This is a genomic window from Methylobacter sp. BlB1 (genome assembly GCF_015476545.1).
Taxonomy (GTDB): domain Bacteria; phylum Pseudomonadota; class Gammaproteobacteria; order Methylococcales; family Methylomonadaceae; genus Methylobacter.
On the sequence record NZ_JADMKV010000022.1, the window covers coordinates 34,822 to 59,248 of the forward strand.

28 protein-coding genes are annotated in these 24,427 nt (G+C 50.3%); 3 read left to right on the forward strand and 25 right to left on the reverse strand.

The features are described 5' to 3' along the window. Positions 1-5 precede the first annotated feature (5 nt). From miaB to IT781_RS10500, 8 genes are all read right to left on the reverse strand, one after another. Positions 6-1,361: a tRNA (N6-isopentenyl adenosine(37)-C2)-methylthiotransferase MiaB gene (miaB, locus tag IT781_RS10465; protein ID WP_194970099.1), complete on the reverse strand. Its 1,356-nt coding sequence runs from the start codon at positions 1,359-1,361 to the stop codon at positions 6-8. 217 nt (positions 1,362-1,578) lie between these two features. Beyond that, on the reverse strand, positions 1,579-2,781 hold the full coding sequence (glcF, locus tag IT781_RS10470; protein WP_194970100.1) for a glycolate oxidase subunit GlcF: 1,203 nt from the start codon (positions 2,779-2,781) through the stop codon (positions 1,579-1,581). Next, the gene (gene glcE, locus IT781_RS10475) at positions 2,782-3,846 is read right to left on the reverse strand and encodes a glycolate oxidase subunit GlcE (RefSeq protein WP_228779068.1); all 1,065 of its coding nucleotides are present in this window, start codon (positions 3,844-3,846) and stop codon (positions 2,782-2,784) included. Beyond that, positions 3,847-4,266, reverse strand: coding sequence for a CsiV family protein (locus IT781_RS10480; RefSeq protein WP_228779069.1), 420 nt, complete (start codon positions 4,264-4,266; stop codon positions 3,847-3,849). Positions 4,267-4,499: 233 nt separating this feature from the next. Then, positions 4,500-4,718, reverse strand: coding sequence for a hypothetical protein (locus IT781_RS10485; RefSeq protein WP_194970101.1), 219 nt, complete (start codon positions 4,716-4,718; stop codon positions 4,500-4,502). A 6-nt stretch (positions 4,719-4,724) separates the two neighbouring features. After that, complete coding sequence (locus IT781_RS10490) at positions 4,725-5,051, reverse strand: DUF2845 domain-containing protein (protein ID WP_194970102.1); 327 nt, start codon at positions 5,049-5,051, stop codon at positions 4,725-4,727. A gap of 100 nt (positions 5,052-5,151) precedes the next feature. Continuing rightward, positions 5,152-6,432, reverse strand: a complete 1,281-nt coding sequence (locus IT781_RS10495) for an autotransporter strand-loop-strand O-heptosyltransferase (protein ID WP_194970103.1) — start codon at positions 6,430-6,432, stop codon at positions 5,152-5,154. 58 nt (positions 6,433-6,490) lie between these two features. Continuing rightward, positions 6,491-7,330: a hypothetical protein gene (locus tag IT781_RS10500; RefSeq protein WP_194970104.1), complete on the reverse strand. Its 840-nt coding sequence runs from the start codon at positions 7,328-7,330 to the stop codon at positions 6,491-6,493. A gap of 293 nt (positions 7,331-7,623) precedes the next feature. Between IT781_RS10500 and IT781_RS10505 the strand changes: the two genes are divergently transcribed. From IT781_RS10505 to IT781_RS10515, 3 genes are all read left to right on the forward strand, one after another. Next, positions 7,624-8,214 carry a hypothetical protein gene (locus IT781_RS10505; RefSeq protein ID WP_194970105.1) on the forward strand — a complete coding sequence of 197 codons (591 nt, stop codon included), beginning with the start codon at positions 7,624-7,626 and terminating at the stop codon, positions 8,212-8,214. Positions 8,215-8,221: 7 nt separating this feature from the next. Further along, the gene (locus IT781_RS10510) at positions 8,222-8,647 is read left to right on the forward strand and encodes a hypothetical protein (RefSeq protein WP_194970106.1); all 426 of its coding nucleotides are present in this window, start codon (positions 8,222-8,224) and stop codon (positions 8,645-8,647) included. Between the two features lie 195 nt (positions 8,648-8,842). Further along, a complete protein-coding gene (locus IT781_RS10515) occupies positions 8,843-9,079 on the forward strand; it encodes a hypothetical protein (protein ID WP_194970107.1) in 237 nt (78 codons plus the stop codon). 46 nt (positions 9,080-9,125) lie between these two features. Here the strand turns inward: IT781_RS10515 and IT781_RS10520 are convergent, their stop codons facing one another. The 17 genes from IT781_RS10520 to IT781_RS10600 all read right to left on the reverse strand — a co-directional run bounded on the left by IT781_RS10520 (position 9,126) and on the right by IT781_RS10600 (position 24,380). After that, positions 9,126-9,512, reverse strand: coding sequence for a hypothetical protein (locus IT781_RS10520; protein ID WP_194970108.1), 387 nt, complete (start codon positions 9,510-9,512; stop codon positions 9,126-9,128). Beyond that, positions 9,512-11,272 (reverse strand): Hsp70 family protein, encoded by a 1,761-nt coding sequence (locus tag IT781_RS10525; protein ID WP_194970109.1) that lies wholly within the window; start codon positions 11,270-11,272, stop codon positions 9,512-9,514. The genes IT781_RS10520 and IT781_RS10525 overlap by 1 nt, the downstream gene beginning before the upstream one ends. Before the next feature lie 9 nt (positions 11,273-11,281). After that, positions 11,282-11,938, reverse strand: coding sequence for a nucleotide exchange factor GrpE (locus IT781_RS10530; RefSeq protein WP_194970110.1), 657 nt, complete (start codon positions 11,936-11,938; stop codon positions 11,282-11,284). Then, entirely contained in the window at positions 11,935-12,273 is a 339-nt protein-coding gene (locus IT781_RS10535; RefSeq protein WP_194970111.1) for a J domain-containing protein, read from the reverse strand. Before IT781_RS10535 ends, IT781_RS10530 begins: the two co-directional genes overlap by 4 nt. Beyond that, the gene (locus tag IT781_RS10540) at positions 12,270-14,780 is read right to left on the reverse strand and encodes a hypothetical protein (protein ID WP_194970112.1); all 2,511 of its coding nucleotides are present in this window, start codon (positions 14,778-14,780) and stop codon (positions 12,270-12,272) included. The genes IT781_RS10535 and IT781_RS10540 overlap by 4 nt, the downstream gene beginning before the upstream one ends. A 128-nt stretch (positions 14,781-14,908) precedes the next feature. After that, positions 14,909-15,556: a lysozyme inhibitor LprI family protein gene (locus IT781_RS10545; protein WP_194970113.1), complete on the reverse strand. Its 648-nt coding sequence runs from the start codon at positions 15,554-15,556 to the stop codon at positions 14,909-14,911. A 42-nt stretch (positions 15,557-15,598) separates the two neighbouring features. Then, on the reverse strand, positions 15,599-16,021 hold the full coding sequence (locus IT781_RS10550; protein ID WP_194970114.1) for a GTP pyrophosphokinase: 423 nt from the start codon (positions 16,019-16,021) through the stop codon (positions 15,599-15,601). Further along, positions 16,018-16,251, reverse strand: coding sequence for a hypothetical protein (locus IT781_RS10555; protein ID WP_194970115.1), 234 nt, complete (start codon positions 16,249-16,251; stop codon positions 16,018-16,020). Before IT781_RS10555 ends, IT781_RS10550 begins: the two co-directional genes overlap by 4 nt. A 198-nt stretch (positions 16,252-16,449) precedes the next feature. Further along, complete coding sequence (locus tag IT781_RS10560) at positions 16,450-16,875, reverse strand: hypothetical protein (protein WP_194970116.1); 426 nt, start codon at positions 16,873-16,875, stop codon at positions 16,450-16,452. An 87-nt stretch (positions 16,876-16,962) separates the two neighbouring features. Then, a complete protein-coding gene (locus tag IT781_RS10565; RefSeq protein WP_194970117.1) occupies positions 16,963-18,042 on the reverse strand; it encodes a hypothetical protein in 1,080 nt (359 codons plus the stop codon). Between the two features lie 28 nt (positions 18,043-18,070). Beyond that, on the reverse strand, positions 18,071-18,793 hold the full coding sequence (locus IT781_RS10570) for a hypothetical protein (RefSeq protein WP_194970118.1): 723 nt from the start codon (positions 18,791-18,793) through the stop codon (positions 18,071-18,073). Between the two features lie 140 nt (positions 18,794-18,933). Then, entirely contained in the window at positions 18,934-19,221 is a 288-nt protein-coding gene (locus IT781_RS10575; protein ID WP_194970119.1) for a PAAR domain-containing protein, read from the reverse strand. A 178-nt stretch (positions 19,222-19,399) separates the two neighbouring features. Next, positions 19,400-20,026: a hypothetical protein gene (locus IT781_RS10580; RefSeq protein WP_194970120.1), complete on the reverse strand. Its 627-nt coding sequence runs from the start codon at positions 20,024-20,026 to the stop codon at positions 19,400-19,402. Beyond that, positions 20,023-21,051, reverse strand: coding sequence for a pesticin C-terminus-like muramidase (locus IT781_RS10585; RefSeq protein WP_194970121.1), 1,029 nt, complete (start codon positions 21,049-21,051; stop codon positions 20,023-20,025). The genes IT781_RS10580 and IT781_RS10585 overlap by 4 nt, the downstream gene beginning before the upstream one ends. 255 nt (positions 21,052-21,306) lie before the next feature. Next, entirely contained in the window at positions 21,307-21,678 is a 372-nt protein-coding gene (locus tag IT781_RS10590; RefSeq protein ID WP_194970122.1) for a hypothetical protein, read from the reverse strand. A 48-nt stretch (positions 21,679-21,726) separates the two neighbouring features. Further along, positions 21,727-22,272 (reverse strand): DUF4123 domain-containing protein, encoded by a 546-nt coding sequence (locus tag IT781_RS10595; RefSeq protein WP_194970123.1) that lies wholly within the window; start codon positions 22,270-22,272, stop codon positions 21,727-21,729. Between the two features lie 11 nt (positions 22,273-22,283). Further along, the gene (locus tag IT781_RS10600) at positions 22,284-24,380 is read right to left on the reverse strand and encodes a type VI secretion system Vgr family protein (RefSeq protein WP_194970124.1); all 2,097 of its coding nucleotides are present in this window, start codon (positions 24,378-24,380) and stop codon (positions 22,284-22,286) included. Between the last annotated feature and the right edge of the window lie 47 nt (positions 24,381-24,427).

The window sequence follows — 24,427 nt, forward strand, 5'->3', positions numbered from 1 at the left end:
AATAATTAATTGTGTTGGATAATTTTATCGACAGAAGTATCCACAATACGTCCTCGCAAAGAGTTGGCCAGCGCTTCGGTAATCAATACATCGACAAACTGCCCTGCCAATCTGGGATGGGCAATGAAATTGACGACGCGGTTATTTTCGGTTCTGCCTTGCATCTGTAACGGGTTCTTTTTTGATTGTCCTTCGACTAAAACGGTCTGCACGGAATTGACCATGCTATCTGAAATCGCGGCAGCCATCTCATTGATGCGCTGCTGAAGGCGGTCGAGACGCTGTTTTTTAACTTCCTCAGACACATCGTCAGGCATATCGGCTGCTGGTGTTCCGGGGCGCTGGCTATAAACGAAACTATACGACAAATCGAAACCGATTTCTTCGATAAGCGTCATAGTTTCTTCAAATTCAGCTTCAGATTCACCCGGGAAACCGACAATAAAATCCGAAGACAGATAAATATCAGGCCTTACTTCACGTAATTTGCGAATTTTTTCAATGTAATCGGCGCGCGTGTAGCCACGCTTCATCAGTTTTAATATGTGATCGCTGCCGCTTTGCACGGGCAAATGCAGATGATCGACGAGCTTCGGGATTTCAGCAAACGCTTCAATCAGGCTGTCGGTAAATTCAGCCGGATGGGAAGTCGTAAAGCGGATGCGGTCTATGCCGTCCACGGCCGCAACATAATGCAGCAATAAAGCGAAGTCGGCGATATCGCCATCATCCATCTCGCCGCGATAGGCATTGACATTCTGGCCCAGCAGATTGATCTCGCGCACACCTTGCGCTGCCAGTGCGGTGATTTCAGCTATCACATCATTCAACGGCCGGCTGATTTCCTCTCCGCGCGTATAAGGGACTACGCAGTAAGTACAATACTTGCTGCAACCCTCCATAACAGACACAAACGCTTTCGGCCCTTCGGCTCTGGGTTCGGGCAAGGCATCGAATTTCTCTATTTCGGGGAATGACACATCGACCACGCGCTCGTGTTTCGTGCGTGCCTGATCAAGCAACTGCGGTAGACGGTGCAAAGTTTGCGGACCAAAGACGATATCGACATAAGGCGCGCGCTTCTGAATGGCGGCCCCTTCCTGGCTGGCTACGCAACCGCCGACACCGATGATGACATCGGGACGCTTGTCTTTGATTTTGCGCCATTTGCCTAAGGCTGAGAATACTTTTTCCTGTGCTTTCTCGCGTATCGAACAGGTGTTGAGCAATAAAATATCGGCCTGTTTCGGATCATCTGTCAGTTCAAGACCGTGTGAAGCCTTAAGTACATCCCGCATTTTATCGGAATCATACTCATTCATTTGACAGCCATTGGTCTGAATATAAAGTTTTTGAGTCATATTTTGTATTGGTAAATCACCCGGAAATAAAAAGCCCGGAATCAACCCGGCTTTATTTTGCGATGAAACGGCGATTCATGCGCCCGATAATAAAAAAACCCTTGAACATTAACAAGAGCTTAACGAAAAGCAGACATTATACCCTGAATAGCGTTTAAACAAGAAACTCGTACCATGACCAATCATCGCTCCGGATTCAATTACCTTTTAAGACTATTTAGCAAAGCAACAATTCAATCCAATGCAACACCTTTCCGGAGCCGGCCGATTGCAGATGGTTCAGGCAGCCTATGTTGGCCGTCACAATGAGATCAGGCTCATTCGCCTGAAGCGCCTGCAGTTTATTGTGCAATAATTGCCGGGATAAAGCCGGCTCCAGCAAGGAGTAAACACCCGCAGAACCACAGCAAAGATGCGCATCGGCGACGGCCGCCAGCCGATAACCGACTTTCTCGAGTATCGCCTCTACAGTTCCGGTTATTTTTTGCCCGTGTTGTAGCGTGCAAGGCGATTGAAAGGCGACCTTTCTGCCATCGCCCTTAAATTGGGACAAGTCTTCCGACATTAACACGACGCTGACATCCTTGACCAGCGACGAAAATCGCATTGCTTTTTCGGCGTAATCATGGTCATGTCTTAATAGCTCGCCGTAATCTTTCACCATCACGCCGCAACCGCTCGCCGTCATGACAATGGCTTCAACACCCTGCTCAATATAAGGCCAACAAGCATCGATGTTATTGCGCGCAAAAGTCAGCGCTTTTTCATGATCGGACAAATGGTAATCCAGAGCTCCGCAGCAACCGGCTGCCTTCACTTGAATCAATGAAATACCCAGCTTATCCAGAACCCTGGCTGTTGCCGCATCAATTGACGGCGCCAGCGCTTGCTGCACACAGCCCGGCATGATCAGCATTTTCCGGGCATGAACCGCTTCAGACCAATCAGGGACTTTTGTTCTGTCTGGAATTTTATTTTTTAATGTTTGCGGTAAAACCGGCCTGATCAGCCGAACGCCATGCAGCAAGGCGTTGAAACGGTTCCGATAAGGCAAGACCGCCTTGATCAATCCCCGCAGTATTTTCTGCCCGGCTGCGCGCCCTACCCGCTCATCCAGCATAACCCGCCCCAGATCAAGCAAGCGTCCATAGCGAACGCCTGAAGGACAGGTCGTCTCGCAGGACCGGCAACTCAGGCAGCGATCCAGATGCTGTTGCGTTATGCGCGTGACAGGCTCGCCTTCCAGCATCTGCTTTAACAGATAAATCCGCCCGCGCGGGCCGTCGAGCTCATCGCCTAATAATTGATAAGTCGGACAGGTTGCATTACAAAAACCGCAGTGCACGCAGGCGCGCAAGATCCCCTCCAGCTCATCGTGCTCGGGCTTTTTCTTGACGAATTCGGCCAGATTAGTCTGCATTTACCAATCCCTGTACATTCTGTTCGGATTGAAGATGCCTGAGGGATCGAACGCCTGCTTTATGTTTCGGTTGAGCTCTTGCAGCTTGCCGCTTAACGGCTGAAAGACATCGCCGGTACGGTCCTTGCTTCGGAATAAAACCGCGTGCCCCTGCGCGTTTTCAGCAGCCGAAAAAACGCGTTGCGCCGGCTCTTCTGATTTCAACCAGCGCTGACCGCCGCCCCAGTCATAAAGCCAGGCGCCGGCCAGCTCCAGTTCTGCGGCGGCGGGAGGCACGACGATGCGCCATAAGTTCATGTCGCCTTGAAAGAAATCAAGGCGCTGCTCATTTAAACGCGGCCAAAACGAATGATCAGTCATAGCCTTATTGCCGCCCAGTTTACCGGCGGACGCTTTGACGGCTTTTTCGCCGCCGGATAACCTGACATATAAAATGCCGTCATAGTAACTTAAGCCGGAAACCGGCAGCGATTGCGAAGCCAGTTCCGTCATCTTACTGATCGCAGCGACAATATCCAGTTCGAAGCAGATCGTCTGTTCAAGCGCAGGCAACGGCAGCACTTTCAGGGAAACTTCCAACAACACGCCCAGCGTGCCCATGGCGCCGACCATCAGGCGCGATACATCGTAACCGGCCACATTTTTCATGACCTCGCCGCCGAACGATACAATTTCCGCCTTGCCGTTGATGAGCTTGCAACCCAGGACGAAATCCCGTGCCGCTCCGGTAAAAGGACGCCTCGGCCCGGACAGTCCGCAAGCGAGTGTCCCTCCCAAGGTTGCCTGATCCGAGAAATGCGGCGGTTCAAACGCCAGCATTTGGCCTTGTTCTGCCAGGGTTTGTTCTATCTCCGACAAGGGTGTGCCGGCGCGGGCGGTAATGATCAGCTCGGAAGGATGATAATTGACGATGCCTTGATGCTGCAGGGTACTTAACAGCAACCCAGCCGCTTCCCTGCCGAGAAAAGCCTTGCTGTTGCCGCCGACAATCTTCAAGGGTGTGCGGGTATCAACCGCATGCCGGACGGCCTGCTGCAGAAATGCTTCACTTGTGGCCGGCATCATCTATAGCTGACTTACTTTGGCGACAACGCCGAATTTGGGATGATCCAGATAATGAACCTCGTTCAGTTTAATGCGTCTGTTTTCATTCAAGCGGTAAACAAGCGCTTCATTGTTAATCTGGGCGGGCGTGTATTCCAGGTCGACAATCAACTGCAGCGTCTGGCCGCGCTGGATGTGAACAAAGCCGTTCAAGACCCCTTCAGCGCTCTGGATATGGACAGGACTGCCCGATGCACCTTCCGCGACGGTCTGAAGCCAGGCGGCATGCATAACAGGCGTATAAACCGGATCTTTCGATAAGGCCGCATAAGCATCGGCGAGCGATAACGTATCGGCTTTTTTATAAGCTGACAATTCAGTCAGATCGGCCGGCCATTCAATTTGGCTCTCTGTTTGCTCAAATACTTCGGTATTAGGCATATTCTGAGCAAAAACTATCAATTCAATCTGATAATCATGGGGCTCGGCACAAATTTGGCTACTAAAAAAACTCAGCAACATAGCTAAGCCATAAGCCATCAGTTTTGCCATCCTTGCATTTCTATCATTCAATAGCGGCATTTATCAGTTTAATCCGAAAATGTTTTAACTAAATCGAAGATATTAAACCTATCGACAGTTTACATCCAGCCTGATGAATGTCTGCAAGGAATTTATTCCCCCTCTGCGGTCACTGATTTGACCACTCTTTTAGTGCCTCTGCCGATCGATTTGGCCGCATCACGCGTGCCATGGCCGATCTCTCGGGTCACATCGCGCGTAGTATGCCCTATGGTTCTGCCCGCTTCCTTAAACTCGGCGCACGCCGATAAATACAGGCCGCATGAAATGGAGATTAGTATTTTTGGAAAGTTTATAGCGGGCTGGATCATTTATTTTCAATAGCCACGCTCAAGGTCATTTATCTCTTTCAGTATGCCGTCTTCAAACAACAGGCGTTGCTTGAGCCGTCTCGGCCCGAAATTGTATATCCATTCATGGATGATAACCTGCTGAAAGCCTTCAATTTCAAGCGAACCGCCCGGGTGTCGTAAACGCTCCCCCCTATAGCCTATCCGCTCATCCATGTATTCGGGTTCGCCGCATTTTTGCAGAACCTCTGTCTCATGATCACCTCTCTCGATGACCCACTTCCCGCATCTCATGGCTGCATTGGCCGTGCCGGCAAAAATGAGAAAACCAAACAGCAGCAATATTTTTTTCATCCTGATTATCCATGAAGCTTAAAAAATAACTAAACCTTAACCTCATCCGATGAACAGGGGATGAATAATCTCTACAAACCAGATCGGTTCAGACTCTTCCTCAAACGGTATTATACCCGTTTGGCCTGAGCGCATGCCCGGCTTTTTGAAGAGCCGATATAACCTGTTCCGCAGTTATGCTTTTTGTACATTCGAATGCTCTGACCGTATTTTTATGGTCCGGGCACCAGTTCCAGTCGCCGGGATCGAGTCTATACCTGTTGAAACATCCGCTGCATACCGGCTCATCCGGGGAAATCCTGATGCAGTCTTTCATTTCGGAATAAGGATATGAAAATCCGCTAATCAGACAAGTCGGACATCCGACAGCCCAGGACAGCCAGCTTAGCCCGCTGCCGATTCCTATAAACAGCTTTGCATGCCTCAGATAATTGATAATCTGTTCGAGAGGACCTTCCGGAATATAAATAATTCCATCCGGCGCTTTATTGTTCATGTGCTCATGCCCCTCTTTCGACAAAAGCACGACCTGATAGCCGCTATCATTCAGAACCCGGACGGTTTTCTCCCATCCCGTCCTGTTATTCCAGTACTTGGCCTGGGCTGTGGAATGAACGGCAATGCAGACATAGTCCTGAGCCATGGGCCGAGGCAAATCCACCTCCTTGATGCGAGGCCGGTTGCCTGAATAATCCAGGCCGAGAATGTCGGAAGCCGTTTCGCCCAAAGGTTGTTCACGAAAATTTCTGACATTCTTGTTGTAATCGATATTCCCATAGGCATCATAAAACCATCCGAGACGATACATGGCATACAAGTCACTCACGACTACGCCGGGTTCAACGAATTCAATTTCAGGATATTTCTCCGCAAACAAATCGTTCATAAAGGTCGAACAGACCATTTGGCACGCATGTTTTTCCTTGAATTCCTCTACTGAATGCAGCCATGCCAGCGTATCGCCCAGTGCTTTAGATTCCAAGGCAATATAGACTCTCTGCTCTTTACAATCATAAACATGACTGAATACCTGGGCATTATCGGATTTTCTGAAAATATTGATTTTCCATTTCGTAAAATAGCTTCGCGCTGTGCGAATCCATTGGTTATTCTGTATTACGCCCTGATGCACGACTTCATCGTTTGCTGTGTCAATAAACTGCACCCGATAAAATTCATGAACGTTGCCAATTATTTCGATCGACGCGCCGTCGATAAAACTGAAGCGGCAGATATTCACCGGCAATTCTTTCCGGAAATTGAATTGTTTTTTGCGTTTGCTTTTGCCCATAGTGAACAAATCCGGCGATTGTTGGGCGATTCGACAGCGACCTCTATCCGTGCTGTTTACAATGCTCTCGAACGCGAGAAAATGCGTCATCCGCATTTGCAATCTCAAGGATAGGTACGGATGACGCGATCTTTACAGATTTATAAAATTATTTTGCCATATTGATGCTTTGTAAAACATAATCAAGAGTAATTTCCAGATTACTTTCTCCGGCCGATGTTCCATCGCAAGTTGTAGTAGGTTTAGCCTCCCTGACTTTCCACTCCTCGACATTATTCGGATTTTTTTCCATCACGACATTGTAATGTCCGGCGAAGATTGTCTGTTGTACGTCGACGCAAGGAATCACCAACAGGCTATCGTCAAAACTAACCCTCACTTTCTTGCTCACTTTCTTGCGCAGGTCATAATCTATCGTGACTTCCAATGTTTTGCCAGTTCCATCCTCGCCTTTGAACACCGAAACGCTCGGCATGCCGATGGCGGCCAGCACATCGTCGGTATCGATATCATCATCAAACGGATTTTCACAGATCGGATCCGTTGTGCGTTCAGCGCGTTTAAGCTTCCAGTCAAAGCCGCTGCCGTCGCCGGCCAAGCTCATCAATACGTTGTAACGTCCATCGAATGGAGAATTTCTCACATCAACACAAGGTATGACCAATAATTTATCACTGAAACCGGCTACAACTTTTTTCCTGGGATCGATGTCGCCTGATGCGCCGTTTGTACCTGACGTGCCATTCGTACCTGACAGGCCGCTTGTACCTGATGTACCGCTTGTACCTGATGTGCCATTTGTACCTGATAGGCCGCTTGTGCCTGATGTACCATTTGTACCCGATGCGCCATCTGTACCCGATGTGCCGTTTGTACCCGATGCGCTCGATGAACTGATTCCATCATCAGGCACATCCTTCGCAAATAAAGGTGTAGTTGCGGCTAAAGAACCGGCTATTAGTATCGCTATATTGCTGCTTATTTTCATAAATGCCTCCTCATAAAAGATAAATTTCGAGTTAAGAATCACTTAATTGGAGTTTTTGTCAGTTCAAATACTCAATAGTTGATCCCTTGAAAACACTAAAGGTTCAATTTGATGTCGAGTTAAATTAAATAGTGACTTTTTGAGAGTGTGTTGCGAACTTCTGAAAAATGCCGGTAAGAAATTCCGATCCGAGATAGATTATGCGCCAACTGTACGGATTCTCGACTGAAAGCCATTGAACAACCATCCGATCGCATAGTCGAAAATTTTATTTCCGGAAAGGTGTGTCAATCATGTTCGCACATGGCTTTAAATGGCACTTCATTCGTGGCCTAAGCGTTCTTCTCGTTGCCTTGTGCCTGCCTTTGACAGTCTCTTACGGACAAGGCGAAGAGCTTGTCGAGCCGCCTCCAACCCCCTCAGCCAACCAGGATGGCACCAGCTGGCCATCGGCAGAGCAGGCGCGCGTTGCTGAAAGTACTTTCGCTGTTCAACTTGCTGAAGCGTTAAAGCTTGGTCCCATTTCTAGCGGAACAAATGCCGAAGAACTGTTGAGCAACCTGGGCATAAAACCTTCAAATGGGTGGGTTTCGGAGCGCCCGATTACTCCGGTCGCGCTAAATGATATCGAGAAGGGAATTTCCGCCGCGAGCGATCAAAAGAAAATCGCTCTCAAAAAGGATCAGGCGCTGAAGCTTTTCGGTGATATCAAGGCCAAGCTTGGATTAAATGTCAATCCAAGCCTGGAAACTCTTGTTGACCAGACACCAGGCAATAGAGTGATCTACCGCTATACCGATGCAGAAGGCGTGATTCACTTTACCGATGTATATGATTCCATACCGGAAGAATACCGGAAGAATGTAACAAAGAACTCTGAATGAGCTCTCTATGGACGCAGGCGGCAGCGCAGCAAGAACACCCGAACCTCATTTTAATTCAGTAAATACTTGCCTGCAAAGAGAGGCAATTATGAAAAAGCGAGTTATATCTTCGTTGGCCATAATTGGGCTTGCCTTTATGATTCAAAGCTGCGCTTTCTATGCTCAACCTTATGGGCAGGTAGGATTTTACGGCGGAGATGGCCCTTATTACGGTTTTGGCTTGGGCTTAGGGTCTTATAGCTATTACCCTTACCGCTCGTATGGTTATTATGGGTATCGCCCTTATGGCTATCGTCCTTATTATTATGGCCACAAGCCTTATCGATACTATCAATATGGCCCCAGAAATTACGGTTGGGGAAGCCCCAACAGAGGCAGCGGCCGCAGCAGAGGATTCAGCGGCGGGGGCTTTGGCGGCCTAAGGCGGCGCTGATATTAAGATCAATGTGCAAACACATGCCTAATACGATGGATCTAATTTAATTAATCCCATGCTCAAAATATACGCTTCTCAAGTAAGGAAGTGCCCATTCCCTGGAAAAAGATCGTTCCTTAACGGAGGGATTAAAAAATGTTGCGGACTTTAAAATCCTTAATGTTCATCTTTATACTCAATTCATGCTCGACAATGCCGACAGGCCCCAGCGTATTGGTGCTGCCAGGCGACGACAAAGACTTTAACCAATTCCATGCTGATGATGTGGCGTGCAGGCAGTACGCCAACGAACTGATCACGGCGCCGCAAAAAGAACCCGACTCTAAAGAGGAAGGCCAGCAAGGTTATGACATCGGCTATATCCAGTGCATGTATGGCAAAGGACATCAAGTTCCGTTGCCGGAAGAAATAGTATACGAGACCTTGTAGGAATGCATACGCCTCCAGCGTCGGAGGCGCCTCCACAAAAGTATTTTTATTGATTCTGTACCAATAAATGATCAGTGAACGCGTTCAATTGCTGCAACAATTGACTGTGGGGAAACAAATTGCGCACACTGTAGAGCCGTTGTTTCGCAGACAGCAGCTGTTTTTGCGCCAGCAACGCCAAAATTTCCCGGCATTGCTGGCGAATCAAGAAATCACGGAAGACAAGCGCCAGCCCGTTTTTTTTAAAGCGCAGCGAAAGCGTCAGAGCGCTGGCGCTTTGCCCGGCTTCATTATCCTGCCAGTACCGTATCGCTTTGGACAGCCAGAACCGGGCGGATTGCTCGGCCGCTATCATGTTGTCTAAATCAGCCTGACACCGGGGACATTGCGCCGCGCCGCCCAGGCGGGCATTGCAGCATGGGCAGCGTTCCATTAGGATTCCAGATAGTAGATAATGTCGTTCAATTGATCGACCGGCTCTTTCAGGCCTTCGATATCCTTGGCTTTGATGCACGCCGTTATGGTGCCGATCAAATCGACCATGTCTTCTTTGTCCGTCTCGGAGACACGCTCAAACAAGCTTTCGGCTTTTGCCATCACGCTACGCGCGGCTTCGATTTCCGGCGCGGCCGGCTCTTCGAAAGGTGCCGGTTCGCCCAACTCATCAGGATTGTGTTCCAATTGCCCGAATAACGACGTGATGCGCTGCTTGGCGGTATCGAGCGTTGTGCTTTCAAAACGCGACAGGGCATTTTTAATGACGATTGATTTTTCCAGACCGGTAGCTTTTTCCTGTGCCGAAACGTGCAAAATGCCGTTGAGGTCCAGAGCCAGCGTCAGCGTTATCACGTTGCCGGCTGCCACATTTTGCAGGCCTTCAACCCGAAACTCGCCTATGAGGGTATTATTTAAGGCATCGGGATATTCGCCTTGATAAATGGCGACTTCAACGAATTCCTGACCATCATAATTGGTCATGAAGGCCTCGGTTTTGCGGTTCGGCAACACGCTGTTCTTATGAATGACCGGCACGAACATGAAAGGGTAAAACTCGCCGTTCAACGTGCCTATGGCGCTGGTGCCGTAGGTGTACGGAGTCACGTCGACCAGCACCGTATCCACTTGCTCGCCGCTGATCATGGCCGCCTGAATGGCTGCGCCCATGGCCACACATAAATCAGGGTCGACTTCGCCGTGGGGTTCGAAACCGAACTCACTGAACAGGCGCTCCCGTACACAAGGGGTACGGGTGGAGCCTCCGACCAGAATGACTTCATCGATATCCGATGCGGTCAGTTTTGCCCCTTTCAGAGCGATGTGCACGGCATCCAGGGTAGAATTGATATAGTCCTCGATCATAGCCTCGTATTCCATCCGAGACAACTCAACCGACAAATGGACCGGCGATCCCTCATGTTCCAGCAGATACTCTTCCTCAATCTGTGCATATGGCTGATCGGAAAGCAGGATTTTTGCATTTTCCGCAGCCCGGGCGATGCGCGCCATGGCTTTGCTGTGGTCGCGGGCATCCACATGGCTGGTTTTCTGCAGATGCTTAAGCAGATGTTCTATGATTTTCTGATCAAAGTCATCGCCGCCCAGGTGATTGTCGCCATGGCTGGACAGCACTTCGACGACGCCGGACTGAATGTTGACCACGGACACATCAAACGTGCCGCCGCCCAGGTCATACACCAGCATGCGCTTGGCTTCGGACTGGCTGGCGCCGTAAGCCAGCGCCGCCGCAGTGGGCTCGTTAATCATGCGCACGACTTCCAGCCCGGCAATTTCGCCGGCCTCGCGCGTGGCTTGCCGCTGGGCATCGGAAAAATAAGCCGGCACGGTGATAACGGCCTTGCCGACCGGTTGCCCGAGGTGCTTTTCGGCAATGGCTTTCAGGCGTTTCAGAATGATCGCGGAAATTTCCTGCGGCGCATAGGGCTGGCCCGCCAGTGGCACCTGGATGTCTTGCCCCATCAGGCGCTTGATGGATTTGACAGTGCGTTCCGGGTAAACCAGATATTGGTTCTTCGCCGTTTCACCGACCAGAATGTTGCCGTGGTCATCGATGCCGACAAACGAAGGCAGGATTGTTTTGCCGTCGCCGGCGATAACCCTGACCTTCCCCTGCTCGACAACCGCGACTTCCGAATTGGTAGTGCCTAAATCGATGCCAATGATGATGTCTTTCATAAGTGTTCCCTAGCGTTGATTTTTATTGACTTTAACTTCCGCCAGCCGCAGAACCTGATCCTGGAGCAGAAAACCTTTCCGCAGTTCCTCCAGCACGATGCCGTTTTCGAGCTTTGGGTCATAGCCTGTTTCAAGCGCACTCATGGTAACAGGATCGAATAACTGACCAACACAATCTATCGGCCGAACCTGATACTGTTGCAGAAGCTGCTCGAAACGCCTGACCGTCATCGCCTGCCCTTCCTTAAAGTGCTTGATGAACCGTACGTCCTGGTCTCTGGAATGTTTGAACAGCGACGAGACCGGCCTGTAGTTTTGCAAGGCTTCCAGCCCTGCGGCCAGCCGATCATAGATTTCAACAATATCCAGCAGCACGGTGCGCATGATTTGACGCTGTTGTTGCTCCATTCGTTCGGCATGCACGGCAAGTTCCGCCGCCAGGGCTTTATTATCCTCCTGCACAGTGGCCAGCGCCGAGCTGAGCGTATCCAGCGCACTTTTAAACTGCCTGGATTCGGCCTTGACTTCCGCTTTCAAGCCCGCCATTTCGCTCAGCAAGGTGTGCAGGTCGGGTTGCTCCTGTGTGGTGAACGGTTCAAGCCGACTCTGCTCCAGATAATTGCGGAAGTCTTCGAGTAATTCGTTTTTCTGTACGTCGGTGGTCATGATTTTCCGGCATGAAGTTTGGCGTCAAGGCGATTTGTCTCATCAAGACCCGCGCGCAACAGTTGTTTAAAGTGTTCCGGCCTAACCTGCGGGGCTTGCGTTACGTGCAGGGCTTGATCGAGCAATTCATCGAAGTCAGCGGTCGGGACACTGAACAAGGTATGGCTCAGCCGGCTTTTGTGGTCCTTTATCGACAGATAAGCGTTATGTATCAGCTGGAACCGTTCCTGATCGCGATCAGGCGGATTGTCCTTAACTTTCTCTAAATAAGCCTGCTTGATTGCAGCATCGGTTGCTTCGGGCTCAACGGCCAACAGCTCGTAAGGAGTCTTCATAATAATTTACCGAGATTAAAAAGAGAAAAGCCGGATTTTTTGCTTACATTGAAGCACGCCAGAACATCCTCTACGCTGACATTGATGGCGATGCCTAAAGCATCTGCCGCTTTCACTACCATCAGCGCCGTGAATAGATCAGGATTTATCATGATAGCTTGCAGAACTTTGTCGCCATTCGCGCTATTCAGCTCTTGAACAAGCCGTTCCGGCGATGTTTTCTTGGATAAGGATGCCAGCTTTTTATTGAGCTTGTGGAATGTCTCGTAAGACAAATGGCCGAAAAGCTTATCAAACGGATCTTCCGGATTATTCTGTTCAGCCGAAGAAAACAGATTGTCGAGAAAGCGCATCGCTTTCACCGGATGCGCTTGGCGATAGCCGTCCAGGTAATGGCCGATCAGCATTGCGGCGCGATGATCCTTCTCCAGCCTGGCTTTTTCGCGATTGTCCTCCAGGCGCAATCGGTCAATAAAGGAGCAGCGCTCGGGGTCACCGTCGGTCTCGGAATAAATCCCGTAATAGATCCAGACAGGCTTTTGCCAGCTGGACTGCGCCCGTTTCGAGCAATGGCGCAACAGTTCGAAGTGCTTGATGCCGCCCAGCGTCTCGCATAACGCCAGCAGCAGGTTTTCAGCATAATCCTGCTGCTGCAGCGATTTTTTCAGGGCGGCCTTGATTTTCTCCAGCGCCTTGTGCAGTTGCTCCTGAGTGCCGGATTCCTGATCGTACCGCTTTAGCCGCTCGACCAATCGGGCCAGTTCCTGCGCCGACAGCACATGATCTTTTGCAGGCGGCAACTCCCGCAGAAGCGTCGCAACAGGCAGGCCCGTTAAAAGCGCTTCCATGGCGGCCTGAAAATGCATATTGACCGGGTCCGTATTGAGCTGACTCAAAGCCTCGGTTATATGTTGCAAGCCCTGTCTTTTATCCTGGCTCGCAAAAACCAAAAGCCCCCGCATGAGCTGAGCCTGAAAGATATAACTTTTACCCAATTTCAGGCTTTCCGCTTGCTGAATTTCATTTTCAACCGACGGATATGCCCTGCTTTGCAGCAGCTTGCGCGCATGCGCCAAATGGCTTGAAAACAGCGCTTGTTTGGCAACCGTATTAAGCGGATCAATGGCTAGTATTTTCTGCGCATATTGACCGGCTTCTTCAGGGGCCTTATCGCGCATGGCTGCCTGAAGCGCCAGAGTCAGCACGTCAAGGTCCCGCGGGAACCGGGCGAGGGCTTTGCCCAGCCATTGTTTAAAGGTGCCGGCTGTGTCCGGGAACTGACCGTAGTAGCCCAGGATCTGCAGATAGCTGCCTTGATCGTCAGGATCATGCTCCAGGCTTTCAATCAGCAACTGGATTTTTTCCTCGGCATCTGGCTGATTTTCCGCAATATGGCGCAAAATCAACGCTATTTTCAAGGCATTGCCGGAGCCTTCCCTTGCCAGGACTTCCATGCATTGCCGCCAATGATATTCGGCATCGTAACTGTTGTCTTCACGCTCGCAGGCCAGCGCCATTAGCCGGTTTTGTTCGAATTCACCGATCGGGCCGAAGGCGCTGTTGAAGTCCTGTTGGCCGGATGAATGCCGGACCAGCATGGCAAGACAGAAGCGCTGCGCCAGTTCCGAACCGCAGAGCGATCGGTAGTGAAGAGCCAGATCAAATTTCATCTGGTCGGGCCAGTCATTTTTTTGCTTGCTTAACTGCCCGATAAGCTCGAACTGCTCTTGCTTCAGTCCTGCTATTTCCCCGACAAGCTCACGTTGCTGAGGATTAAGCCTTGCCATCTCCCGGGCCAGCGCCGAGCCTTTTCGGGTACAAGTCAGCAGCAGACCGGCGGCTTGCGCATAGGGAGAGTGAAGCGGGATTTTGGCCAGCGATGCCTGCGCTTCCGCAGGCGTGACGGATACTGCAACCGCCGCTTTTAGCAATGTGCGGAAATCCCGGAATGCCGAACGATAAGGCAGCTGTTTCAGCGCTTCATCCATGCCGCTCAGGTTGTTTTCCTGATAGGCCTGCAAAGCCGTCTGCACGCTCGCTGAATGCGCGATAAAGTCGGAGTCTTGCGGCAAGACCTGCTGAAATTCAGGATGATCGGCAATAATTAACAAGCCCAGCAAGGCGGCCAGTTCGGGATAGTCTTTATCCAGTTGCCGGGCGGATAACTGCGCCAGGCATGACTGAACCCTGGCTGAGTCTTTGGTTTTAATCAGCCAGGTAATGTAGTGATCATATTTCTCGTAAGGCGGCTGGGCATATTGGCTATAGTTTTCCCACGACGCCAGCGCTTTCTTGTACAGCCCCTTTGCAGCAAACGCCAAGGCGCTTTGCAGGTAACAATAAGCCAATTGCCGACGCCACTCGCTGTTGTCGGCGCTCTGCAATAAATGCGTGTACAGCTCAATCGCTTTTTTATATTTACCCGCATTTGCCTGGGAAAGCGCCTGCTGTTCAAGGCTATCCTCGGCCATGCCGGAAACCGGCATTTGTCTGTTTTTGATTGGCATGATTGTGCGTGCAGAGATTGATGAACAACGGAAATGAATTATGATAAAGCATCTTTTCAATAAACCCTGCGAAATTCTCCACCCATGCTGTTTGGCTGCGGTGAAATGTCAACAAAACCAGCTACTTGTCATTCAATTTTGTGATAGGTATAGAAAAAACCGCCATTTAGGCCACAATTATTTTCAGCTGCTTTAAATGCTTCCGTATTCGGATCGATAGTGATGGCATCTGCATCTGTTAATCGCGCTGTAAAATGATCACTGCCGACAGTTATTAGTAATTGATTGCCGTTTTCAGTCGCGGTGCCCGTAATCTCACAAGTCCAAGCGCCTTGCTCTGGGTCAGCGGTCTGGATAGTTATTAGATAATTTTTATCTTCTGTCGGGTAAACGGTCATTATGCCAATATCCTTTTTTTCATATTGGCCGGCAAGCACAGATAGCTTTTTATCTGCACCGAATACGGCGAGACGTTGTTGGTAAGCGTTTGAAATACAATCGACATCGTTTTGACATTTATCGCGCAATTTGACCCATAGGGCCTGATCCTGGCGTAAACGGGATTTAAAGGCATCATCATTAGACGCGTCGATAAAACTTTTCCATATTTCGCCCAGCTTGCGATCTAGCCGAGCCAGCGTATCGTTGGCGCAAATTGTTTTTTCAACCGCTGTTGTTGCCTTTTTACAGTTGAATGATGGAGCAGTGGCCTCTGCCTGGACAAGATTAGCAGTTAGTAATAAGGATATAGCAAGGATATATTTATGATTGAGCATAAACAACAAAGTTATGACCTCTAATCACTACGAGGCATACATTCAAGATTTACTTAGAAACTTTAGCGCCTGGTGATATTTTTTTATTCTTGCCAGATCGATATCATTAACTGAGTCAATTCTGGTCAAATCCATATTATCTTTAATGTCTTCAATTTTTATTTTTTTAGCCAAATCATTAAGAGATACGCGTGAAATAAATTCTTCATAAGTTTCCCCGCCCCTCTTTGTCAAACAGTCGATAGCCTCAATAATTGTCGTCGAGAAACCTAACTTCTTTAAATCATCAAGCGAAATCTCACTATCTTCGATAACATCGTGTAAAACAGCAACAATTCTTTCGTGCTCGCTTTGAAATTTGAACATTACCCGTAGAGGATGTAGGATGTAAGGCTGTCCTGCTTTATCTATCTGCCCAGCATGAGCTCGAGATGATATTGAAATGGCTGTATCCAAATTACTCACTTTCTTATTTTTCCTTTGCTATATTCCTCTTGAGTAATTTCATGACCTGACAATAACGCTTCATTATACAATTTATTATCATAATTTATTGGCACAGGATTTTCGTTTTCCCCATAAAATTTTCTATATATCAGTCCGTTGGAGCAGGTGCGTCTGAACATAACTTCTTCATATGGATAATCAATATAGATATCTTTTGTGTTCAAATATTCGCCTGTCTTAATTGCCATTTGTCAAATTCCTGATTGATTCATAATAAGCTTTGCTTTGAGCTTCTATTACAGGTCTTATTGGATCTGCAGCAGGGAACGTTCTCCACTGTTCATGGAATTTGTGACCCTGCCTGCCAGCAATGCCGATTTTTAGTCGCAACAGAACTATGTACATCATCACCTAGCGATAAGGCACACTTCATTTATCGCACCCTCCTATAAATTACGAGAATCAATAAACTCAAGAGGCGACGACGCCCAAGTGTCGCAATCGTAAAAAGTAACGTATGTTGGTTCGGATTTATAAGAACTATCTGGTAAAGTTCGAGTGACGGCTATTTTCGCAAGAACTTTATTACCCACGTTCTGTACGCCTAGAAACTCACATTTATCACCAGGCTTATACTCGGAAGAGGACAGATAGGGATTGACAAGTCTGCGCTCGTCGGTACCATCCTGGTTTAGAACCAGCAAATTATTTGCTCCATATTTGCTCGAATTTTGCGTAACTATCAAATATTTCATATTTGGTGCAACTTCAATAGAACAAGTCTCAATTGCATCACATTTTCTCGTATATGCCACGCCATCAGCCACCCAAGCATAATGAGTCGGCTGATATTCCGGCTTTAAAAAATCCATTATTGGCACCTCTGGTGGAAATACGTTGGGTGGCCTCATATAACCGTTTGCAGAACAAATTACGAAAGATTCAATCATTATTATGGCCTATGGTAGTGTTGTAATATTGACAATACGAACAAATTCTTTGGCTGTATTTCTTGGAAGATCCAAGAAATATTGCTGAGCGCCGCCAGAAAGTGAACCTTGTGGACCTGCAATCCCATCAAGCGTTCTAAAAGGTTTAACAACTTCAAATTCAACTGTTTTGGGTATCCCATTCGGCTTCCACTTCTGATCGATCGCCATCTTACTAAGCGCTTCAGCTTGGCTGCTAAACGTATCGGTTGTGCCCCAGCCGCCCACACCTTCTGTGCTAGTAGGATTTACTAATTTACCCAGCTGAATATCGTCCATCGACATGTTGAATCTTTCACCCGGCACCATATCTCTTTCTGCGACAGTAGTGTCTTCCTTGAACGGCGGTGTTTCTCTTGTCGCACGCCCCCTATCAATCAGTTCAGCATTAGCATCTTCCGCAGTACGATATTTAATTTTGCCTCTAAAGCGTAGATGTTCATCTGGAGCGGCGCCTTTATCAATACGCAACTTTACATCGTTTTTCTTCTCACACGCAGCCGTCGCCTTATTGGCGATCTCCGGGTTACCCGATGTTTTGGCCTTGCCAAGGGCAGCTTTGGCTTTGCCAGCGGCCTCTGTTGCTGCTTCAGTCGCGGCATTGACAGCAGGCTTCAAAGCTGCGCCGGCTTTACCCGCACTTTTAGCCGCCCCCGCTACGCCCGCTCGAGCACCCTCAGCCATCAACACGGCATCCGTCACCGAACCGCCCAAGGCCCGCATGTCGCCCTTCCGGACAGCGTCAGCCACCGCATGGGCCATATTGCCAGGCATGCTTTTAACCGCATCGCCCAAGCCTTCATAACCACCTTGGGCAGCCGCCTTACCAAGAGCGCTCAAGGGCTCGATATCCTCGACCATTATCTTGGCGGCGGCTTCATTTGCGCCTATGGCTGATAAGCCTTCCTTAGCGGCAATTTTAGCGCCGCCTACAGCCACCTGCCCGAAGTCATAGACTCCATAAGCGCTTTCTTCAGCAATATTGACGGCTGAATCGCCGACTCCTTTCATATATTCGACAAAATTTACTGCCGGGTTGTCACTTGCCATGATAGTCCTTCCATGATTGCTTGATTATTCAAAGTTCGATCCCCCATTCCAGCTCGACGCAACCTGCCAGCGTGGCGCCGCGCAGTGTTGGCAGAATGGCGGGATCATTGAAAACAGGGGCCAGCCAAGGCTTGGCATGCTTTAGATAAAAGTCTTTTCCCAACAAACTCTGGCATACAGCAAATGCCGTCATGCCCGTCGCATCAACGATCCGATGCCGGCGCGCCATCTGCATGGACTGCCCAATAAAGGTATTCAATGCCATTTCATCAGGAGGGGCCTGGGTCCTGGATTGTTGCGCGGCTAATGCCGCCATGGCCCAGCAGGTGCGTGCGGCCACTTCGTCGGACAACCGCGTAGGGTCCGAGGTAAACCAGTCGCGCCGATTTGCTTCCCGAGCCGCATCTGCCCATGCTGCGTCGCTAATCAGGTCAGGCAGCAGATCAGGAATATCGTCCGGGTACAATGACAAATCATCCAGCACCGCCTGAATTTCAGGCTGCAAATCGAAGGATGGACCAATGGCGCAGCAGTAATGCAGGTAGGTTGTCAGCGCATTTTGATAATGAATTTCGTAGCGTTCTTCAGCATAATCAATCTTGCCAGCCACCATTCGCTGAGCTAAGCCTTGGGGCAGGATATGGAACAATTCCGGATAGTCGGGCCTTAATTGCCCGGTTAATCTGGCGGCAAACCGGGTCCTTACATCCGTATTGAATTGCTGCATCTGACTGGGAGTGATAACAATCATGCGCTAAACCTGCGTTTGGTTTGGCGAGAAAAGGTAAGATGATCACGTGCCAGAGTGGTAAGGCGCAATCCTTTAAGTGCAACAAGCCTAAGCGATGATGCGGCGCATAATTGATTTCGCCTCAGGAACACCACCTCTGCTTATCCCCCGATGATCACCGTAGGGCTCCCGCCTACGATCACGCCGCCATGCGCGGTCATATCGCCCATCCGCGCGGCGGGCATATTGCCGATCATGACGGTGGCCGAGCCCTGGGCGATCGTGTCGGGCGGTCCCACGCAGACGCAGGTATCGCCGACACGGGCAGCCGGCAGATAGCCGATCATGACTGTCGGGCAACCGGCGGCTATGGGGCCGCCGACATGCGGAACGGTGCCGGTGACCATCGGGCAGGTGTGCATATCGGAAATTCGGGCGGCGGGGGGCATGGAGACTCCTTAAACTCGGGATAAACGGTAAATGGTTGAGTTTGTTAAAGGCGAGCTTATCAAATCATGGACGAAATCAATTTATTCAGGACTGCTTAAATGTACTCGGCAATGCCGATACGGGAGCTGTCAAAGTCCGATATAACTTTAGCCGAGTAATGAAAGTATTTGGCTACAGCTATTTCAACCTAACCCAGCGCTGGTAGCCAGCATATGCATCTGTTCCAGGCATGCGTTTGCCATCTTTAAGTTCTTCAAGAGTCAGGTTGGACCACATCGTTTGATTATCATGCGATACGAAGAACTGGGCGAACCAGTCATTACCTATGCGCACTTCGTAAAGGATGTCATCCTTGTTGGCGCCTACGATCTTGAATTCTTCAAGATAACTCGGGTCGCGCTGAAACCACAGAGTAAATTCTTTTCTGATGGTTTCAGGAAATTGATCGCAAGCCCCAGGGGTATGGCTGTACCCGAAAGTCTGATGTTTGCACAAGGTCTTGTCGCCCATGGTATGCATTTCCATAATGGAAAGCGCCTCTCCCGTGATCGGGTCCCGGTCCGGGAAGAAGCTGATCTCTAGCCCAATAGGTAAAAGAGCAACCCCAACATCATTCCAGTACAAGTTCGTGATGTCATAGGGCGTCAGCTTGTTGTCGCGTTTTACAATGTAGACTTCGGCCACTTTCCAACGACCGGCAATTTTGGGCTCAAGCATGTTTTCAGATTCTCCGGCTTCGGCAGATTGAATGGTGAGATGAAACAAAATAATAAATAACGTAAAAAGAAATTTGCCTGGATTCATGGATTATTTCCCTGTAGCAAGGTATCCTCTGTTAAAAGATTTCCAGCATTGAAATGGGCTCTTAAATAAGGATATTCTCTATCCCTCTCTCTTAGTCGAGTAAAGATTTCATTCTGGTCACGGATTGAAATTGCCTTAGCCAGTTCCTCTTGAATCTGGCCTGTATGATAAACTTTCGAAAAAACGGTTGTTTGCTCAACGCTATCAAGTTCGCTGAATGCAACGCCATTTACTAAGTCGCGCCGCCTATCATATTGCCTCGCCGCCTCTTTCAATTTCGATTTTATCGAACTGTAATTCAAGGTATCCACTTCGTTTTGGCTCAAGGTCAGCTGGTGCATGCGCAGGTACTGGCAAGCTTCTGCGCGGGTTTTGCCCGCGTACGGCTTTAATTTGTCCTTAAGCGCCTGAGCTTGTTCGGCATCCAATAGCCCGGCGCCTGAAACACCCCCATCCACCAATTCATTAATTTCTCTCTCTGATTTTTGCCCCAGATCGACCCCCGCAGCCACCGTAACACCGGAACGATTTAAAGATTCACCAACCCTCCAACCACTGAGTGATCCTCTATCGCGTGCTGTGGAAGGCTGCAGAACATTAATGGAACGAGTGCCGAGGTTAACCCTTCTTTGCTCGAATGCCGGAGCCCAAGGCACATAAGCGCCGCCATAATTTTCCTCCCAGCCTAAAAGCTTATCAATATCGGCTCGCATGGTTTTGCCAGTCTCCGCTTGAGCGTCGTCCAAAATTTTTTGCTTCGCCGCCTCGCTGACGCCCATTTTAACGGTGGGACTAACACAGTTTAATTTGCTCGGTCCCCTTTCGTCCGGGCATGGCTGGTAAACGCCATCAGAAATCATGCCTGGACGAATCCGGTTTGCAGTTAACAGAACTTCTGCCTGTTCTGCCGGAGTCATAGTGCTCAGCCTCTCTTGCCACTCGACGGCCACCGGTTGAAGGTTCTGCCGCTCTTCTTCCGTCAGCGGCTGTGGAAGCCTTCGTCTTGATCGTCTTGATCTAGCCATAAATTAATTCCTGCTGTATTTTTATTTTCGGTTTCATCCTGCAAGCCGGTGCCGGTTTATATGATAAAAGCATGATCCACCTTGACACCTTTTTAATACCTACCATACACATGACCACATCCATTAACTGGTTTTTTGTAATCGCTAAAAGACAGTGGTTCAGAGAAATACCGGATTTTAGTTTTTGGACCCGTTGGAGCCATTTATTTATATTCAGCTAATTCACCCGCTCAAGCTAAGGATTCTTCTAGATTATTAATTTTTTGCCGGCAGGCCGATTCTTGATCCCACGGCATAGTCAAGCCAAATCAAAGCGGCCTCTATTTCCTCTTCTTCATCGCCATAGCTTTTAATGGTTGCCAACATTCTGTTTACATATCGATCATCGCCACCTAAATGTATTGCTTTGAGAACCAGGACGGTCAATGCAATATAAGCTGCCTGTCGGGTAAATCCATTTGACTGCCCCCAGTCAAACAGCCAATTGGCAATATTGTAGATTTGCTCCAATTCCAGAACATGTCCTGCCTGAAATTCACTTTCCCACTGCGGTTTGAAAGCCAGCCATGCTGCGACGGCATCTCGAACATAGCGATCAGTCTGTCGATCGATAAACTGGTCGGACAATTGCTGCTTTTGTGATTTGGTTATGACGAACATAATGATCCGAGTTGTTCAGGTTAACGTATCCATAAGTAAATTTTGTCTGTCCCGAAAAAAACTGGCCAGGTTCTTGCCCTCGTCTGTTTCGGCAAACCAGGTTTTCACAGGCCCGAAAAACTCAGCACTCTGCTCGGCACTGCAGGTCGGCAAAAAAGCGCTCAGCACGCGCGGATCGTAGTAGCGGAATAGCAGGGATTTATGGAGTTCCCTGTCGTAGACCATGTTCAGCTTACGCAGATGCCGGTGCAAAGTGCGAAGGTCGCAGCCGGCGACTGCGAATACGCCCCAGTGCCTGCCCCAGCCCTGCCCCGTCACCCACTCGGTGAACGCCGTGCCCGGCTCCAGCCGGGCCAGATACGGCGCGCATTCGGCGATGTCCGGCGCCAGTTCGCCGCGATACAGGCAGGCGAATTCGGGGCGCTCGCCGTACAGATGATCGAGCAGCGCCGGATTGGCGGCGCCGTCCAGAATGGCGTAGGCCTGCAGATTCGGGCTATCGAACAGCTGGCGCACCAGGTTTTTCTGTAAAAGCTCGGCTTTCTGCGGATTGATCGTCATGTTCGCGGCCCTCAAGCTTTATTGCCCGCGGCCGCTTCCGCGCACTTTTCACAGAACGGCGCACCGCTCTCAGCGGCTTCTTTCAGTACCTGAGCGGAGGGGCCGTAGACGGTCGGCTTGGGCGGCCGCGAGGCGGCTTTGGCTTCATTAACCTGGCCGGCTTTGTCCTGGTCGGCTTCCTTGGGCGCTTTGGGCGCATCCGGCGCACAGCCCGAACCCGATCCGGCCGAACCGCCGCTGTTGATCAGGACCGGCGTGCCGGAGATCGTCACGCCGGAAGGCCCGACGACGATGAAGCCGCCGCCGGCTTTCAGGGTGATGCTGGCGCCGGCCTCGATGACGACGTTCATGCCGGCCTTCAAGTGGATTTCCTGGCCGGCATCGAGCGCATGCTTCATGCCCACTTTTTCCTGCAGATCCTGATCGACCTTGAGGGAAAGGCTGCCGACCACCGCCGCGTTGCTGTCGCCTTTGATCGTTGAATGCCTGTCGCCGTCGATTTGCTCCAGCAGGTCTTTTTTGACGATCAGATGCCGCTCGTTGCCGATCCACTCCAGACTGTCGTTCTTAACGCGCACATCCAGGTTGCGCTCGGCATGGATAAACACCTGTTCCTCGCCTTTTTTGTCGTCGAAGCGCAATTCGTTGAAGCCGTCCCCGCCTTTAGTAGAGTTGGTCTTGATCGTGCTGATATGGGCATTGTCGGGCAGTTTGTACGGCGGCATCGAGCCGTCGTTGTACACGCGGCCGCTGATGATGGGCTGGTCGGGATCGCCTTCCAGGAAGTCGACGAGCACTTCCTGGCCGATGCGGGGCAGCGCGATCATGCCCCAGCTCTTGCCGGCCCAGGGCTGCGACACCCGCACCCAGCAGGAGCTGTTTTCATCGGCCTTGCCGTAGCGGTCCCAGTGGAACTGGACCTTCACCCGGCCGTATTGGTCGGTATAGATTTCCTCGCCGGCAGGCCCCACTACGAAGGCAGTCTGCGCACCTTGAACATGGGGTTTTGGTGTTCTGCGCGGGGCGCGGTAAGGCCGCTTGTTGTCCTGGACGGCAAAGCTGCAGTCAAAGAGCTTGTCTTCGCCGGCAGCGGCTCCGGAGGACCCGTATTCATCCAGTTTCAGCTGGTAATTGGCCGAAATCACCAGGTATTCGCGGTTCTGGTCCTGGCGCGGAAATTCTTTCAGCTTGAACCGGCAGCCGACCGCCAGGCCGCGGGCGTTGCCGCTACCCTCGCCGCGTTCGAAGCGGGCATGCTGTTCCTCGATGCGCTGGCGGACGAAGTTGTCGCCGACGCCGGTTTCCGTGTAGCGGCCGGGGTAATCGAAGAGCTCATAGCAGGCCCGGGCATGGGATTCCATGAGCAGGGCTTTGACCCGCAGGTCGGCTTTCGGCTTCTTGAAGTCGTAATCGGTGAGTTCATAGGCGCCCGGCTGGACTTCGTGCGTAAAGGACCAGGCCTGAATGTGGTCCTTGCGGGTACGGTCCGTCGAGCCGGTGTCGATATGGTAAGGGATGCTGTCATAGCCCGGAAACGGATCATGGGCATTGCCGGAGTCGGCCAGGACCAGGTAATGCTTGTCCTTTTCATGGCTGAAATAATAGTAAATACCTTCGTCTTCCATCAGCCGACTGACAAAGTTGAAGTCCGTCTCGCGGTATTGCACGCAATATTCGCGCGTGGCATAGCTGCCGCTCAGCTTTACTTTGAAGTCACTGAAGCCGTGATCCTGAAAGACTTGCTTGATAATCTCGGGCACGGATTGGTTCTGGAAGATCCGGCAGTTGGAGGTGCGGGTGAGGAACCACAGCCAGGGCTGGACTGCAACGTGGTAGCAGGCCAAGCCATTCAGGTCGCTGCCTTGCCCGAAGCGGCTGACGTAGCCGTGGAAGTAGCGCCAGTTGCCGGTCTCCATCTGCAGCCTGATGACGATGGGTTCGCCCAGAATTTTTTTGGGGTCGATGGCCCGGTCTTCGCTGACCAGATCCACGCGATACTCGAACGGCTCGCTCAAGCCCTCCCGGCCGTGCATCTGATAAAACAGTAAGGTATCTTCACCAAGCGAGGTAAAGACCTGAATCTTCCGATTTTTTTGTGTAACCGCCATGTTTGTTTTTATTCCTGAAACAAAGATGCATCCAATTCTGAACGTCC